This is a genomic window from Streptomyces auratus, from assembly GCF_050433025.1.
Taxonomy (GTDB): domain Bacteria; phylum Actinomycetota; class Actinomycetes; order Streptomycetales; family Streptomycetaceae; genus Streptomyces; species Streptomyces sioyaensis.
Genome location: NZ_JBNGCB010000001.1, coordinates 1,128,693 through 1,144,048 on the forward strand (window position 1 = coordinate 1,128,693; position 15,356 = coordinate 1,144,048).

Below are 15,356 nucleotides of genomic sequence, written 5' to 3' on the forward strand. Positions count from 1 at the left end.
TTCACCGTGGCCGCGAGCAATTCCCCCGCATACACCGTGCCCGGCCTGACCGAGGCCGAGGGCGGAGAGGTCATCGAACGTCTGCGGCTGAGGCTGCATGCGCTCAATGATCTGGCTCTGACGCTCAAGCATGTGCACTGGAATGTCGTGGGGCCGCATTTCATCGCCGTCCACGAAATGCTCGATCCGCAAGTCGATTCCGTCCGCGGCATGGTCGATGCCACCGCGGAGCGCATCGCGACCCTCGGCGGCTCCCCGACCGGCACGCCGGGCGCGCTGGCCGCGGAGCGGACCTGGGAGGACTACTCCGTCGGACGGGCGGACGCGATCGCGCACCTGGGTGCGCTGGATGTCGTCTACTCCGGGATCATCAAGGACCACCGGGCGGCGGTGGCCGCCACCGACGGGGTCGATCCGGTGACCCAGGACCTGCTCATCGAGCATCTGCGGTCGCTGGAGCTGTTCCAGTGGTTCGTCCGGGCGCATCTGGAGAGCGCCGGCGGCACGCTCAGCACCGGCGCGGCCCGGGGCGAGGCCGTGGCGGGCCGGGTGGCCGTCCAGCAGGCGAGCCGACAGCCCTGAGCCGGGCCGGAAGGTCTCCCGGCACAAGACGCCGGCCCCGTCGTCGCAGGGAGTGCGGCGGCGGGGCCGTGCCGGTCAGTGCTTGAGCGAGTCCCTGCCCTTCTCCATTGCCTGCAACACTTTGCCCCTCACCTGTTCGGCTTTCCCTCTCCGGGCCAGACTTTTGTTGCCCAGCGCCTTGCCGGTCGTTTGCATGGCCTTTCCCTCGACGATGTGGCCGAGGTTCCTGGTCTTCTTTGCGATTCCCATGTCACGCTCCTTCAGGGTGATTCAGCGGGTGGCAGCAACGTCCCGAGCGGGCCGAGATCCAAATTGAGGTCCTGCATCGAGAGGTCGTATTGGGTGCAGAGTTCCACCATGCGGTCGTGCAGAATCATCAGCGTCGCTCCCAGGCGCTCCTCCTGTTCCTCGGTGAGGTCTCCGGAGTCGACCCGTTGCAGGGCCTGACGTTCCATGAGCTGGCGCAGGAGCTCGACGAGGGTGAGCACGAGCTTGATGAGGTCGCGCTCGACCGTGTCCGGGTTGGTGCGCAGCCGGTGTGCCGGGCCGCGTCGTTCCCCGCCGCCGGGCGGCAGTTCGTCCTGCGGGGCCGCGGGCAGCAGCCGGAACGCCCGGGCGGCCGCGTCGGCGACATCGTCGAAGCGGCTGGCGGGGCGGCGGTCCTCATCCGTCATGACCGTCGCGTACCGGGGGTGCGGTGGCGGACCACGGGGCGGGCATCTGCTCGCTGATGGAGACGATCAGCGCGCGCAGCGAGATGCGGACGAGGTCGATGTCGGCGATGGACAGCACGACATCGCCGGTGAGGACCACGCCCCCGCTGAGCAGCCGGTCCAGCAGGTCGATCAGCGCGATCTGGCGGTCCGGCAGCGGCTCCTGCGCCACTGCCGGCGGCCGGCCGTCCGCCGCCCTCACGGTGCGGCTCGCTTCATCGGCTCGGTTTCGGGGGGCGTGGCGAAGGAGTACGGGGCCCATGGCCCGGTGACCTCGACCCGGACCCCGGTCAGTCCCTCGCCGGCCCGCAGGACGTCGGCGCGGAAGCCCTCGGCGTGCCCCACCGGTACGAGGTAGGCGTCGTTGACGACGTTCTCCCCCGGCCCGCGGGCGAGTTCGCCCTGCTGGGCGCGGTGCTGGACCCGGTCGACGGCGTGGTGCCGGGCGGCGTCCTCGACGCGCCGGGCGACCTCTTCGGCGTCCCGGTAGGCGTCCTCGCGGGCGTGCCGCTGCGCCCGGCGGTGGCTGAGGTAGGCCCGCCCGGGGCTCAGGTCCGCCGCGGCCGGCGGCACGGCCGGGCGCTCGGTGGCCGCGGGCGCCTCGACGTAGATTTTGACGCCCCACTCGGTGTGGGCGGTGAGGTCGGCCAGCCGGCCGGCGAAAGACTCCTGGCGGGCGTCGAGCATCTGCCGCACCCGCTCGTCGTCGAGGTACACCGTCGCCAGCCGCAGCGGCAGGACGGTGGTGCGCTCGGCCAGCGCCCCGATCACCCGGTGGTGGGCGCGGGCCACCGACTCCAGCCAGTCCAGGTCCTCCAAGTGGGCGCGCAGCGCGGACTCCTGGAAGTCCGGCTCGGGCACCGGGCTCACGGCGACCACCATCTCGCCCCGCCGGCCCGCGCGCACCAGGTGCACCGGCGCGTCCGCCACACCCGGCAGACCGGACAGCGCCTGCGCCAGCGTGTCGTCGTCGTCCCGGGCGACGGCGTACGCATAGCTCATGGTCCCGGTCATGATTCGTCCCGCCGCTTGCTCCGGGGGCGGGGCTCGGCCCGCTTGGCGCGGGAGGTCCGGGCGGCACGGCGCGGCGCGGGGCGGCTCTCCTCGTCCTCCTCCTCGGCCGGCGGCAGCTCGTCGCCCTGGCGCAGGGCCTCGATCTCGGCGCGCAGCCGCCGGTTCTCCTCGGCGAGCGAGTGGTAGCCGTCGGCGGCGCGGGAGGAGAGCGCGGGGTCGTGCTCCCACCAGTCGATGCCCATCTCCTTCGCCTTGTCCACCGAGGCGACCAGCAGGCGGAGTTTGATGGTGAGCAGTTCGATGTCGAGCAGGTTGATCTGGATGTCGCCCGCGATGACGATGCCCTTGTCCAGGACGCGTTCCAGGATGTCGGCGAGGTTGGCCGAGGAGCCCTGGCCGCCGTACGGGCCGGCCCTGGACGGGTAGTCACCCATCCTCCGTGCCACGGGTTCGTTCACGGCCGCTGCACCTCGATTCCCGGGTGTCCCGGCATTGTGGCCGGAGCGCGCGCCCGCGCTCCGGCTCCCCGGTGGCCGTGGTCAGCTGCCGGTGCCCTGCACATGAGCCCTGATCTCGTCCAGCCGGTCCAGCAGTTCGTCCTCGCGCCGGTCGAAGGTCTCCTCGTCGATCTCGCCCGCGAGCAGCGCCCGTTCGAGCGCGGCGAGTTCCCGCTCGATGGGTGCAGGGTCGTAGTACTCCTCCTCCGCGGCGTCGACGACGCGTTCCATGACCCAGGCCACGCCGCGCACGGGCGCCAGCGGAAGGGTGGCGAGGTGGCTCAACAGTCCCATGGGGACTCCCTAGACGAAACTGTAGGCGGGCAGCGGGCCGATCAGCCGGAGGTCGAAGTCCTCCCCCAGCTCGTGGGCGAGATCCTGCTCCGCGCCGAGGAAGCTCTTCTCGTTGTCCAGCTCCACGAGGAAGGACACGCTCAGGAAGTCGTCGCCGGTCGCCTGGGACAGGCGCTCCTCCCGCGCGAATCCGCGCAGCGCCCCGACGATCCGGTCGGCGAGCTGTTCCTCACGTGCCTGTACTTCCGCGGCGACCAACTCACCGAGGGCGAGGGGTACTTCCGGGCCGCCGGTGCCGCTTCTGATCTGTTCGTTCAGTGCGCGTGCCTGGTCCGACTCCAAGAGGATCTGCCGCAGCAGCGCCTCCTCGGCCTGGCTGGCCTTGAGGTGGTACTCCGCGCAGCCCTCCAGCGCCTCCAGCCGTTCGGCGTATATCTCCGCACGCTCCTCCAGCACGTCCCGTACGGAGTCGTCGTCCGCGGTGGTGAAGCCGAACTGCAGGGGCAGGACGGTGCCGTCGGCCATCAGCGCTTCCTGGACGGCCTGATGCGCGCCGAGGTCGCGGCGTTTGGGGCGCAGCTCCTCGGGGGCGTCGCTCACGACGGCGGTGAGTTCCCCGCTCTGCACCGTGCGCAGCGCGGACGGCGGGTCGCCCACCCCGTTCAGGCCGTTGAGGCGCTGGGGGTGGCTGGTTGCGACGATGGAGTAGACATAGACGGGCATCGCTCACTCCTTCCGGCGCCGGGCCGGACGACGAGCCGACCGCTCATGCCGGCCGGCAGGCTCCTTCTGCTTCTCCTCATGCTCCTCGTCGTCGCCGTCGCCCTTGAGGGCGTCGCTGACGGCCTCCGCGGCTCCGGACAGTGCGCCCTTGGCCTTGCCGTGCGAACCACCCTCGGTGACCTCGCCGACCAGATCGGTCAGCTGGGAGGGCGCCTTGCGTCCCGCCTCCAGGTCGAGGCGGTTGCAGGCCTCGGCGAAGCGCAGGTAGGTGTCCACGCTCGCCACGACGACGCGGGCATCGATCTTGAGGATTTCGATGCCGACCAACGACACCCGCGCGAAGACATCGATCACCAGACCGCGGTCCAGAATCAGATCGAGGATCTCGTAGAGATTTCCGGAGCCTCCCCCGCCACCAGGGGCGAGGGTCCCTCCGCCTTGCGGCACCACAGTCATGGTGCCTCCCTTCAGCGGCTCGCCCCGCGGTGCGGAGCGGCCGAGTCGTTCGCCTGGCGAACGTGGTGCTGCGGCCGGCCCGGCCTCAACGCCGGTCGATCTGGCCGCGGGTGTAACGGCGGGTGCGCTCGTACGCCACGAGTTCGCCTTCCTCGTCCAGCGTCACCCGGTACGTCGCCATCACGCTCGTGGTCCCCGGCACCCGTTCCAGCTCCAGGACTTCCACATCCGCCTGCCAGCCGTCCTCCGTCGGCTGCACCGCGGAGACGGACTCGGGGACCCGCCCCAGCAGCTGTTCGAGCTGCTCGGACGCGTACCGCATGGCGCGTGGTGCCGAAACGCGGCGGGCCACGCGTTCCGTCCCGCTCTCGCGGCTCTCGGCCCGGGTACTGCTGGTCTTTTTGACGGTTTTCCTGGCGGTCTTCTTGCTGGACGGACGCCGGACTCGGTCCGTGTCGTCCTCTTCGCCTGTGGCCATGGTCCTCTCCGGATTCGGAGGCGACATGCTGCCCACGCCACTTCCAAGAGGCGTCCCTACATGATATACGGCTTGAGCTGTGCGCATCTTGAGCGCGCCGTGCCCATGGGAGCACCGGGCGGTCCGGGATCCGAGTGCCGCAGCCCGGTCGGCGGCGTAACGTCAGCACTGACCCGGCAGAGACGCCGCGACGGTCTCGGCCCGGGAGAACCAGCGGGCCGGAGTGGTCTCGATGGCGCGACAGCTGTGTGTAGGTGAGCGATGACCGGCTGGGCCGGGGCGGATCCGGTGGACCGGGCCCTGCTCGGCGCCCTGCGGGAGACCGGGGCGTCCGCCGGCGGCCTCTACGAGCTGGCGGCCGATGAGCCGGTGCTGCAGCTCACCGCCATGAGCGGGATACCGGCGCCGTTCCTGGAGCCGTGGAGCCGGGTCGCGCTGGCGGCCCCGATTCCGGTCGCCGTCGCGGCCCGCGAGCAGCGGCTGGTGTGGGCGGGCGGCCAGCAGCAGATGGCCCGCGACTTTCCCCGTACGGCGGTGGCCGTGCCCTATGACTTCGCACTGGCGGCGGCTCCGGTCGGCGAGCGCGGCGACGGCCGGGGCGCCCTGCTGTTGTTGTGGCCGGCCGGCCACGCACCGCAGTTGTCGGGGTACGAATCCGAAGCGGTTCAGGCCGCCTGCCGGCGTCTGGCGGCGCTGCTGGACGAACTCCCCCGGCCCGGCACCGCCGCCGCGCCCACCGGCGCCCCGCGGGTCCTCTCGCCGCCTCCGGCGCGGACCGTGGGCCACGCCGAGGCGCTGGCGGCCGTCGCCTACCTGGAGCGGCTGCCCGGCGGCTGCTGCGCCCTCGACCTGGAGGGGCGCTTCACCCTGGTCACCACGGGCGCGGCGGAGCTGCTCGGCGAGCAGGAGGCGCGGCTGCTCGGCTCGCGCCCCTGGGACGCCCTGCCGTGGCTGCGCGACCCCGCCTTCGAAGACCGCTACCGCGCCGCGGTGATCAGCCGCCGCCCGATGTCGTTCACCGCCTGCCGGCCCCCGGACCAGTGGCTCACCTTCCGGCTGTTCCCGGACGCCCGGGGGCTGAGCGTATGGATCGGCCCCTCGGGCAAGGACTACGGCCCGGTGGCGCCCCCTCCCGCGCAAGGCGAGGTCGTACCCGTGCGGGCCGGGCAGATCTACCACGTCCTGCATCTTGCGGCGGCCCTCACCGAGGCCGTGGGCGTGCGGGATGTCGTCGATCTCATCGCCGGCCAGATCGTGCCGGCGTTCGGCGCCCAGGGCATGATCATGTACGCGGCGGAGGGCGGCCGGCTGCACACCATCGGCCACCGCGGATACCCCCCTGAGGCCGTCGCCGCCTTCGAAGGTGTCGCCCTGGACGCCGCCAACAGCCCTGCCGTACGCGCCCTCGCCACCGGGGAGCCCTGTTTCTTCAGCTCTCCCGAAGAGAGCGAACGCGACTACCCGGGGTTGCTGCAGCTGACCGGCAAGGCCTCCCGGGCCGTGCTGCCGCTGGTGGTCTCCGGCCGCCCGGTCGGCTGCTGCATCCTCTCGTACACCCGGCCCCGTACCTTCAGCCCGGAGGAACGCCAGGTCCTCACCTCGCTGGCGGGGCTGATCGCCCAGGCGCTCGACCGGGCCCGGCTCTACGACACCAAACAGCAGCTGGCCCACGACCTGCAGGCCGGCCTGCTGCCGCACAGCCTGCCCGCGGTGCCCGGGTTCGCGGTCGCCGGCCGTTACCTCCCGTCGACCCGCGGTATGGAGATCGGCGGCGACTTCTACGACCTGATCCGGCTCGACGAGGGCCACATCGCCGCCGTCATCGGTGATGTGCAGGGCCACAACGCGACGGCCGCCGCCTTCATGGGCCAGGCCCGCACCGCCGTCCGCGCCTATGCCACCGCGGGTGTGCCCCCCGGAGAGGTGCTGGCCCGTACGAACCGGCTGCTGACCGACCTGGACCCGGATCTGTTCACCAGCTGCCTGTACGTCCGCATCGACCTGCGGACCCGGCGGGCGTGCCTGGCCGGCGCCGGTCATCCGCCGCCCATCCTCCGCCACCCCGACCGGCACACCTCGGTACTGCACGTGCCGCCCGGCCTCCTCCTGGGCATCGACCCGGACGCCCGCTACTCCGCCACGGAGATCACCCTGCCCCCGAAGTCCGTTCTGGCCCTCTACACCGACGGCCTGGTCGAAACCCCGGGCGTCGATCCGGATCGCTCCGTCGCCGACCTGGCCGGCCGCCTCAACGACGCCCCACCCCTGAGCCCCGAGCGCCTCGCCGACGCCCTCCTGGAGAACCAGCACGCCGACACGGACCGTCAGGACGATGTCGCGCTACTGCTGTTGTCGGCCCTGCCGGTCGGGCCGGCCATCCCCGTGTGAGCGCACCCGGACAGGCGACCGTCATGTGGTGGGCCCCGGCCTCCCGCGCCAACTGCATCCCGTGGAGCAGCATCGCCCTGCCCAACCCGAGCCGCCGGTAGCCGGGATGCCCCAGTTCCAGGCCGGCTCTCCGTACGTCGCGTGGCCGTTCACCAGGTCGGGACGGAGGGCGGTAACCCGCTGCGCCAGGCCCTGCATGAGCTGCGCGTCCGCAGTGGTCACGAGCTCGGAATCATCCGTGGTGCGCCACTGTGCCAGGGCTCCGCGAAGCCATCGAACTGTTTTCCAGGGGTCGAGGATCACGGGTGATGCGACAACGCCGCGTGGGGTACCCCCTAGCTGGGGGAGTGCGGTGCCGGGCGTCGCAGGCCCGCGTGCGTACGGTGGCCGACGAGCGGTGCGGGCACGGTCAGCGCGCGGTGCCGTGCGGGCAGATCGGTCGGCCCGGCGGCGTGGCGTGCGGGCGGGCCGGGCGCAGCGGTTGGAAGGAGTGGGTGAGCGTCCAGGCGCCGATGCGGTCGCCGGCGTGGCAGCCGGTGACGTCTGCGGTGCGGAAGTGGATTCCGGCCCAGACCCGGGCGTTGATCATGTCCTCGTTGAAGCGGACGCCGTCGTCGTAGTGCCGTGTGGTGCCGGTGGCCTCGGAGGAGACGTTGAGGTCGAGGTGCGCGGTGCCGAGGATTCCGGTCAGGGTCCGGGTCACGGCGCCGGCGACCGTCGCGTGACCGCTGAGGTAGTCGGGGTGCGGTGGGGTGATCAGCAGCGGCTGCCACTGTGGGTCGGGGTCGGTCGCGGGGTTGCCGTCGGTGTCGGCGAGCTGGATGGCGGTGAGGGGCCGCCAGAATCCGTAGTGGAGTTTGGCGTTCCAGGCGGTGACGACGGCGTCGGTGGCCGAGGCGTTCGCCGCGGCGATCATCCGCGCGGTGTCGGCGATGTCCAGATCGTGCCGGGCGGTGTAGTCGCGGTACGCCGACTGGAGCTGCACCACCAGACTGCCGCCGAAGAACAGCGCGGTCTCGGTCTGCTGCGGGGTACGCGGCGAGCCGGTTCTCGCCCCCATGGTCTTCACCTCGTTCACGTCCCGGGCGTAGCGGGCCGAGGGCAGCGCGGGCGGCGGGCCGGGACGGAACTGGGCCGGGGAGGTGAGCACCATGGGGCGCAATTTCCCGAGCCAGGTATCGATGAAGGGCAGGTGGGCGGGCGGGGTGGGCCGCCAGACGCCGGGTGCGGGCGGCATGGTGAACTCCACCGTGGCGAACCGGCCGTCGCCTTCGCGCAGGGCGGTGAGGTGGTCGGCAGCGCGTGCCCCGAAGGCCACGCCCTGCGTCTTCGCCGTGCCGTCGGGGATCCTGGCCAGGGAATCGGCGTACGCGGCATCGAGCGGCGCCCGCGAGGCCGGGAAGTAGGCGACCAGTACGTGGTGTGCGGCGGTTACGGCCGCCGCCTCGGGCGAGGCGGTGGAGGGCCCCCGCGCCCGCCACTTGTACGGGGCGTAGCGGCCCTGGATGCCGACCACGGCGTTGTAGACGGCGGCCGAGACGAAACCGTGCCAGACGACCGCCTGCCCGGAGGGGCGGGTGGGGCCGAGGTTGGTGCTGATGGTGTCGGTGGCGATGGCGTTCCAGTCACGGACCGCCGCGGGGTCCGCCGCGGGCGGCGGCTGATGGACGGCGGTGGCGGTGGGGCCCGCCACCGCCGTGAGACCCGTTCGTGCACCTGGCCAGGCTGACAGCACCCCGGTGCGGGCAGAAACGGGCAGGTTTTCTGTGGTTACGGGCAGCCTTTCGCGCCACCCTGGTTGCTATAAACCTGATGCGGGCGGAAACGGGCAGTCCCGTGACCGAACGCAAAAGCCGAAACGATCAGATTCAGCCAGGAGTGAGCCATGAGGGCCGAGGAACGCCAGCACCGCATCCTCGCGCTCGCCCGGCAGGCCGGCCGGGTCGAGGTCGCCGATGCCGCAGCGGAATTCGGGGTCGCCCGCGAGACCGTACGGCGCGATCTGAGCGAGCTGGAGCGCCGCGGCCTGGTCCGGCGTACGCACGGCGCGGCGTACGCGGTCGAGAGTGCCGGGTTCGAGACCACGCTGGCCCGGCGGCAGACCCAGCAGGTGGACGAGAAACGCCGGGTCGCGGCGGCCGCGGCCACGCTGGTGGGTGAGGCCGAGACGGTGTTCCTCGACGAGGGCTACACCCCGGAGCTGGTCGCGATGCTGCTGCCCACCGACCGTCCGCTGACCGTGATCACCGCGTCGCTGCGGACCGCGTCGCTGGTCGCGGAGTCCGAGTCGACCACCGTCCTGCTGGCCGGCGGGCGGGTCCGCTCCGGTACGCAGGCGACGGTGGGCTCCTGGGCCCGGGACATGCTCGCCCGGTTCGTGATCGACCTGGCGTTCCTGGGGGCGAACGGCGTCTCCCGGGAGCACGGGCTGACCACCCCCGATCCGGCGGTCGCCGAGGTGAAGGAGCAGGCGGTGCGCTCGTCGCGGCGGCGGGTGCTGGTCGCGGTGCACAGCAAGTTCGGCGCCAGCAGCTTCTGCCGGTTCGCCGACGTCAGCGACTTCCACACGATCGTCACCGACGCGGGTCTGTCCGCGCCGGAGGCGCATCGCTACTCCCTCCTGGGGCCGCAGGTGCTCCGGGTCTGACCCGGGCGGGGGCCGCCCGGACGACCGGCCCCGTACGAACGAACCACCGCCACCGCACCGCCGTAGGCCACACCCCGGCCCACGACGGTCCCTCGGGCCTACCCGGACCACCGCGGCAACCGCCTCACCAGTACCGCAAGCACACCCATCTCCCCAGATATCTCCATCTCCCCAGATGTCTTCAGAAGGGCAAGAGCCGTGAGAGCACGATTCACCGGGCGAGGCCGTACCGGCCGCACCATAGGGCTGACCTCGGTCGCCCTGGCACTGACGCTGTCCGTCGCCGGCTGCTCCGGCGCCGGCAACGTGGGCAAGGGCGACCCGAACACCATCAATGTGCTGATGGTGAACAACCCGCAGATGGTGGATCTGCAGCGGCTCACCGCCGAGCACTTCACCAAGGAGACCGGCATCAAGGTGAATTACACCGTGCTGCCGGAGGACGATCTGCGCGACAAGATGAGCCAGGACTTCTCCAGCCAGGCCGGGCAGTACGACGTGGCCAGCCTGAGCAATTACGAGACGCCGATCTACGCCCGCAACGGCTGGCTCGCCCCGCTCGGCGATCGGGCCGAGAAGGACCCGAAGTTCGACCAGAGCGACATTCTCAACCCGGTCCGCTCCTCACTCACCGCCGCCGACGGCAAGGTCTACGCGGAGCCCTTCTACGGCGAATCGTCGTTCCTGATGTACCGCAAGGACGTCTTCCAGGCGGCCGGGCTGACCATGCCCGCCCATCCCACGTGGCACCAAGTCGCCGCGATGGCAGAGAAGTTGGACGGATACCGCAAGGGCATGAAGGGCATCTGCCTGCGTGGCCAGGTCGGCTGGGGCCAGGTGGTCGCCCCGCTGACCACCGTCGTCAACACCTTCGGTGGCACCTGGTTCGCCAAGGACTGGCAGGCCAAGGTCGACAGCCCGGAATTCACCAAGGCCACGCAGTTCTACGTCGACCTGGTCCGCAAGCACGGCGAGGCGGGCGCCGCACAGGCCGGCTACACCGAGTGCCTCAACGACATGCAGCAGGGCAAGGTCGCCATGTGGTACGACGCGACCGCCGGCGCAGGCTCGCTGGAGAGCTCCGACTCGAAGGTCGCGGGGAAGGTCGGCTACGCACCGGCGCCGGTCGAGAAGACCGCCAGCTCAGGCTGGCTCTACACCTGGGCGTGGGGCCTGCAGAAGGCCAGCACGCACCAGGACGCGGCCTGGAAGTTCATCCGCTGGGCCTCCAGCCAGGGGTACGAGCAGTTGGTGGGCCGCACACTGGGCTGGTCGAAGGTGCCTGCGGGCAAGCGGGCGTCGCTCTACCGGAACCCCCAGTACCTGAAGAATTCGGGTGCCTTCGCCCCCGCGACCCAGCAGGCGATCAGCTCGGCAAAGCCCAACGACCCCGGCGTCCAGCCGCGCCCGGCCCCCGGTATCCAGTTCGTCGGTATCCCCGAGTTCGCCGACCTCGGCACCAAGGTCTCCAACGAGGTGAGTTCGGCGATCGCCGGCAAGCAGAGCGTGCCCGAGGCCCTCAAGAAGAGCCAGCGACTGGCCAAGGAAGTATCCGATGCACACGCAAACAACTGAGGCGCCCCGGTCCGTCGAGGCCGTCGTGACGGCGACCGGCCGTCGGACGGCCCGCGCCCGGCGGGCCCAGCGCACGAAGGACTGGGCCCGGCGAGCTCCGCTGCTGCCCGCCCTCGTCTTCCTGATCATCGTGACCCAACTGCCCTTCGTGGCAACCGTGGTGTTCTCCTTCACCCGGTGGAACGCGCTGAACCCCGGCAACCGCGGCTTCGCCGCCTTCGACAACTACACCGCCGTCTTCGCCGACCCGGCCATGCGGTCGTCGGTCCTCACCACAGTGCTGCTGACGGTGACCGTGGTGCTGGTCAGCCTGCTGCTGGGGCTGGGTCTCGCGCTGCTGCTGGACCGCAGCTTCCGCGGCCGCGGCATCGTCCGCACCCTGCTCATCACGCCGTTCCTGGTGGTACCCGTCGCCTCCGCCCTGCTCTGGAAGCACGCCCTCTACAACGCCTCGTACGGGCTGCTCAACGGCGCGCTGACCTGGATATGGGGGCTGTTCGGCAGCGACAACCCGCCGCAGCCGGACTGGATGACCGACTCACCGCTCGCCGCCGTGGAGGTGTCGCTGATCTGGCAGTGGACACCGTTCATGATGCTGATCCTGCTGGCCGGGCTGCAGAGCCGGCCGGGGGACGCCATCGAGGCGGCCCGGATGGACGGCGCCTCCCCTTTCGACATCTTCCGGTATCTGACCCTGCCGCATCTGCGCCGCTACCTCGAACTGGCCGCGCTGCTGGGGACCGTGTACGTCGTCCAGAACTTCGACGCGGTGTTCACCCTCACCTCCGGCGGGCTGGGCACCGCCAACCTGCCGTACACCATCTACCAGACCTTCTACCAGGCCCACGACTACGGACGGGCCTCCGCACAGGGCGTCGTCGTGGTGCTGTGCTCGCTGGTCGTGGCCACCTTCGCGCTGCGCACCGTCTCGTCCCTGCTGCGTGAGGAGGTCACCCGATGAGCACCACCACCATGCCGCTGCGCCGCCGGCGCCGGTCCGGGAGTCTGCTGGGCCTGGTGGCCTGGCTGTGCGGGATCACCTTTTTCCTGCCCGTCGCGTGGATGGTTCTGACGTCCTTCCACAGCGAGACGGACGCGGCGACCAACCCGCCCAGCATCGGTGCCGGGCTCAGCCTGCACGGCTACCGCGAGTTCTTCGGCGAGGGCACCGGCGTCAGCCCCTGGCCACCGCTGATCAACTCGATGACCGCCTCCGTCGTCTCCACACTCGTCGTGCTGCTGCTGGCCATCCCGGCGGCGTACGCGCTGTCGATCAAGCCGGTACGCAAGTGGAGCGACGTGTTGTTCTTCTTCCTCTCCACGAAGATGCTGCCCCTGGTGGCCGGTCTGCTGCCGATCTATCTCGTCGCGCAGAACACCGGGATGCTGGACAGCATCTGGTTGCTGGTCATCCTCTACACCTCGATGAATCTGCCGATCGCGGTGTGGATGATGCGCTCGTTCCTCTCCGAGGTCCCGGTCGAGATCCTGGAGGCCGCGTCGATCGACGGCGCGGGACTGCACACCACCCTGCTCCGGATCGTCGCCCCGGTGGCCATGCCGGGAATCGCGGCGACCGCCCTGATCTCGTTCATCTTCAGCTGGAACGAGCTGCTGTTCGCCCGGGTCCTGACCGGCATCATGGCCGGTACCTCGCCGGTGTTCCTGACCGGCTTCGTCACCAGCCAGGGCCTCTTCCTGGCCAAGGTGTGCGCCGCCGCCACCGTCATCTCCCTCCCGGTCCTCATCGCCGGGTTCGCCGCCCAGGACAAGCTGGTCCAGGGCCTCTCGCTCGGAGCCGTGAAATGAAAGCCGCAGTGATCAGCGCCCCCGGCGAGGTCGAGGTCGCCACCGTCGACGACCCCACGCCCGGCCCCCGCGAGGTCGTGGTCTCGGTCGCCGCCTGCGGACTGTGCGGCACCGATCTGCACATCCTCCAGGGCGAGTTCGCCCCCACCCTGCCCGTCGTGCCGGGCCATGAGTTCGCCGGTACGGTCGTCGCCACCGGCAGCGCCGTGACCGAACTGACCGAGGGCGACCGGGTGGCCGTCGACCCGTCCCTCTACTGCTACGAGTGCCACTACTGCCGCCTGGGCCGCAACAACCTCTGCGAGCGCTGGTCCGCGATCGGGGTGACCACGGCCGGCGGCGCCGCCGAATTCGCCGTCGCGCCGGTCGCGAACTGCATCAAGCTGCCCGAGCACGTCCGTACCGAGGACGCCGCCCTGATCGAGCCGCTCTCCTGCGCCGTCCGCGGCTACGACATCCTGCGCTCGGCACAACTGGGCACCCGGGTCCTGATCTACGGCTCGGGCACGATGGGCCTGATGATGCTGGAGCTCGCCAAGCGCACCGGCGCGGCCGGCGTCGACGTCGTCGACATCAACCCCCAGCGGCTGGCCACCGCCCGGACCCTGGGCTGCAGCGCCGCGGCCGGCTCCGCCGACGAACTGGACCGCCCGCGCGGCTGGGACGTGGTCATCGACGCCACCGGCAACGAACACGCCATCCAGGACGCGCTGGGACGGGTCGGCAAGGGCGGCACCTTCCTGCAGTTCGGCGTCGCCGACTACGCGGCCCGGGCCGTCATCGAGCCCTACCGCATCTACAACCAGGAGATCACCATCACCGGCTCGATGGCGGTCCTGCACAGCTATGAGCGCGCCGCGGAGCTCTTCGCGGCCGGGGTCCTGGACCCGGAGGTCTTCATCAGCGACCGGCTGCCGCTGGACCGCTACGCCGAGGCGCTGGGCCGCTTCCGGGCCGGCGAAGGGAGGAAGATCCAGGTACGGCCGTGAGGCCGGGCGGCCGGCGGGCTCCGCCCGCGGTTCGTGCGGGGGCGAGTTCGCCGTGCAGTAGCGCCGTGCCGAGCGGGGTGAGGGCGTGGATGACGCAGCCGCCGTCCCGCCGGCTGCGGGCGAGGTTGGCCTCGCGCAGGGCGCTCACATGCTCGCTGGCCGAGGGGGCGGAGACCCGTAGGCGGCGGGCGAGTTCACCGGTGGTGGCCGGGTCGTCGAGGGCCGCGAGGATACGGGCCCGGGTGCGGCCGAGCAGGGTGGACAGCGCCTGCGGATGGCAGCTGCGGGGGCCGGCCGGCGCCCAGGACGTGGGGTGTTCCACCGGGTGGACCAGCACCGGCGGCAGGCCGGGGTCGGCGAGGGCGATGGGTCTGCGCCAGCAGAAATGGGACGGAATCAGCCGCAGCCCGCGCCCGCCCAGCCACAGATCGCGGTCGCAGGGGTAGTCGGCGTACAGCACCGGCGGCTCCCAGCGCAGCGCCGGGCGGAAGGTGTGGAGCAGCCGGTCGACGCCGTCGCGGCAGAGGGTGCGGGCGCGGGCACCCCGGTCGGAGTCGACCGTGGCGGACACCTGGGTCCAGTCCGGGGCGACGACCGCGCGGTGCACCTCCTGGAGCGCGGCGGCCAGTTCGTCGAGCGGCTCGCGGCTGCCTGCGGCCAGGGCTCCGGTCCAGCGCGGGAGCCGGGCCGGCAGCCCGGCCCGCGCGCTCTCCGCGGCCAGCCGCTCCCGGGGTGTGTCCCGCAGCGCGGCCAGGCCCGCGGCCAGGCCGTCCCGGGCCGCATCGGGGGTGAGGAAGTCCGGGAAGTAGGCGGCGTCGGCCGGGGCCAGGGCGCTGAGCAGTCCGGCGGCGCGGGTCAGCCCCCGCTCGTGCAGCTCGCGGCGGGCCCTGGCGCGCCAGGCGCCGTAGACCGGCACACCCCGCCCCGGCGGCGCCAGATGGTGCATGGCCAGCACCGTTTCCCAGAGCGGATCGGGTTCGGCGGCGATCTGTACGCGTGCCAGATCCCGGTCTTCGAAGTGAATGCGCAACATGCGGCCCCCGCGGCATGCTCATGACCCTGTGGCCAGGGCCCCCCGTTCGGGGCCCGGCATGCGGGCCCCGCCGCCAGACTGCCCGGCGGGGAACGGGGGTGTACAGGGCGACTGGAGGCCTTCGGCCTGCGCGGTGGTGAAGGTGGGGAGCGCGGGGC

General features: G+C 71.5%; 18 protein-coding genes. 7 read left to right on the top strand and 11 right to left on the bottom strand.

What is annotated here, in order from left to right; genetic code table 11:
• Positions 1-6: 6 nt before the first annotated feature.
• A complete protein-coding gene (locus BKA18_RS04625) occupies positions 7-582 on the top strand; it encodes a Dps family protein (RefSeq protein ID WP_366047473.1) in 576 nt (191 codons plus the stop codon).
• Between the two features lie 75 nt (positions 583-657).
• Here the strand turns inward: BKA18_RS04625 and BKA18_RS04630 are convergent, their stop codons facing one another.
• The 9 genes from BKA18_RS04630 to BKA18_RS04670 all read right to left on the bottom strand — a co-directional run bounded on the left by BKA18_RS04630 (position 658) and on the right by BKA18_RS04670 (position 4,757).
• On the bottom strand, positions 658-831 hold the full coding sequence (locus BKA18_RS04630) for a CsbD family protein (RefSeq protein ID WP_366047474.1): 174 nt from the start codon (positions 829-831) through the stop codon (positions 658-660).
• A gap of 11 nt (positions 832-842) precedes the next feature.
• The gene (locus tag BKA18_RS04635) at positions 843-1,256 is read right to left on the bottom strand and encodes a gas vesicle protein K (protein ID WP_366047475.1); all 414 of its coding nucleotides are present in this window, start codon (positions 1,254-1,256) and stop codon (positions 843-845) included.
• Positions 1,246-1,497, bottom strand: a complete 252-nt coding sequence (locus BKA18_RS04640; RefSeq protein WP_006607243.1) for a gas vesicle protein — start codon at positions 1,495-1,497, stop codon at positions 1,246-1,248. Before BKA18_RS04640 ends, BKA18_RS04635 begins: the two co-directional genes overlap by 11 nt.
• Positions 1,494-2,309, bottom strand: a complete 816-nt coding sequence (locus tag BKA18_RS04645) for a GvpL/GvpF family gas vesicle protein (RefSeq protein ID WP_366047476.1) — start codon at positions 2,307-2,309, stop codon at positions 1,494-1,496. Before BKA18_RS04645 ends, BKA18_RS04640 begins: the two co-directional genes overlap by 4 nt.
• Complete coding sequence (locus BKA18_RS04650) at positions 2,306-2,743, bottom strand: gas vesicle protein (protein WP_366047547.1); 438 nt, start codon at positions 2,741-2,743, stop codon at positions 2,306-2,308. Before BKA18_RS04650 ends, BKA18_RS04645 begins: the two co-directional genes overlap by 4 nt.
• A gap of 105 nt (positions 2,744-2,848) precedes the next feature.
• A complete protein-coding gene (locus tag BKA18_RS04655; RefSeq protein WP_366047477.1) occupies positions 2,849-3,100 on the bottom strand; it encodes a gas vesicle protein GvpG in 252 nt (83 codons plus the stop codon).
• Between the two features lie 9 nt (positions 3,101-3,109).
• Entirely contained in the window at positions 3,110-3,823 is a 714-nt protein-coding gene (locus tag BKA18_RS04660) for a GvpL/GvpF family gas vesicle protein (RefSeq protein ID WP_366047478.1), read from the bottom strand.
• A 3-nt stretch (positions 3,824-3,826) separates the two neighbouring features.
• Positions 3,827-4,279, bottom strand: coding sequence for a gas vesicle structural protein GvpA (locus BKA18_RS04665; protein WP_366047479.1), 453 nt, complete (start codon positions 4,277-4,279; stop codon positions 3,827-3,829).
• Positions 4,280-4,364: 85 nt separating this feature from the next.
• Positions 4,365-4,757, bottom strand: a complete 393-nt coding sequence (locus tag BKA18_RS04670) for a gas vesicle protein GvpO (protein WP_366047480.1) — start codon at positions 4,755-4,757, stop codon at positions 4,365-4,367.
• 261 nt (positions 4,758-5,018) lie between these two features.
• Here BKA18_RS04670 and BKA18_RS04675 point away from each other — a divergent pair, with 261 nt between their 5' ends.
• Positions 5,019-7,145 carry a SpoIIE family protein phosphatase gene (locus BKA18_RS04675; RefSeq protein ID WP_366047481.1) on the top strand — a complete coding sequence of 709 codons (2,127 nt, stop codon included), beginning with the start codon at positions 5,019-5,021 and terminating at the stop codon, positions 7,143-7,145.
• A 409-nt stretch (positions 7,146-7,554) separates the two neighbouring features.
• On the opposite strand, the gene BKA18_RS04680 is transcribed toward BKA18_RS04675, so the two are convergent.
• Positions 7,555-8,838, bottom strand: coding sequence for a vanadium-dependent haloperoxidase (locus BKA18_RS04680; protein WP_366047482.1), 1,284 nt, complete (start codon positions 8,836-8,838; stop codon positions 7,555-7,557).
• Between the two features lie 192 nt (positions 8,839-9,030).
• Between BKA18_RS04680 and BKA18_RS04685 the strand changes: the two genes are divergently transcribed.
• From BKA18_RS04685 to BKA18_RS04705, 5 genes are all read left to right on the top strand, one after another.
• Positions 9,031-9,792, top strand: a complete 762-nt coding sequence (locus tag BKA18_RS04685) for a DeoR/GlpR family DNA-binding transcription regulator (protein ID WP_006607262.1) — start codon at positions 9,031-9,033, stop codon at positions 9,790-9,792.
• A gap of 198 nt (positions 9,793-9,990) precedes the next feature.
• Positions 9,991-11,367: an ABC transporter substrate-binding protein gene (locus BKA18_RS04690; RefSeq protein WP_429638154.1), complete on the top strand. Its 1,377-nt coding sequence runs from the start codon at positions 9,991-9,993 to the stop codon at positions 11,365-11,367.
• Positions 11,348-12,328, top strand: coding sequence for a carbohydrate ABC transporter permease (locus BKA18_RS04695; RefSeq protein ID WP_366047483.1), 981 nt, complete (start codon positions 11,348-11,350; stop codon positions 12,326-12,328). The genes BKA18_RS04690 and BKA18_RS04695 overlap by 20 nt, the downstream gene beginning before the upstream one ends.
• A complete protein-coding gene (locus BKA18_RS04700; RefSeq protein ID WP_366047484.1) occupies positions 12,325-13,176 on the top strand; it encodes a carbohydrate ABC transporter permease in 852 nt (283 codons plus the stop codon). The genes BKA18_RS04695 and BKA18_RS04700 overlap by 4 nt, the downstream gene beginning before the upstream one ends.
• Positions 13,173-14,165 (top strand): zinc-dependent alcohol dehydrogenase family protein, encoded by a 993-nt coding sequence (locus BKA18_RS04705; RefSeq protein ID WP_366047485.1) that lies wholly within the window; start codon positions 13,173-13,175, stop codon positions 14,163-14,165. Before BKA18_RS04700 ends, BKA18_RS04705 begins: the two co-directional genes overlap by 4 nt.
• On the opposite strand, the gene BKA18_RS04710 is transcribed toward BKA18_RS04705, so the two are convergent.
• Positions 14,077-15,198, bottom strand: coding sequence for a helix-turn-helix domain-containing protein (locus BKA18_RS04710; protein ID WP_366047486.1), 1,122 nt, complete (start codon positions 15,196-15,198; stop codon positions 14,077-14,079). The genes BKA18_RS04705 and BKA18_RS04710 overlap by 89 nt on opposite strands.
• Between the last annotated feature and the right edge of the window lie 158 nt (positions 15,199-15,356).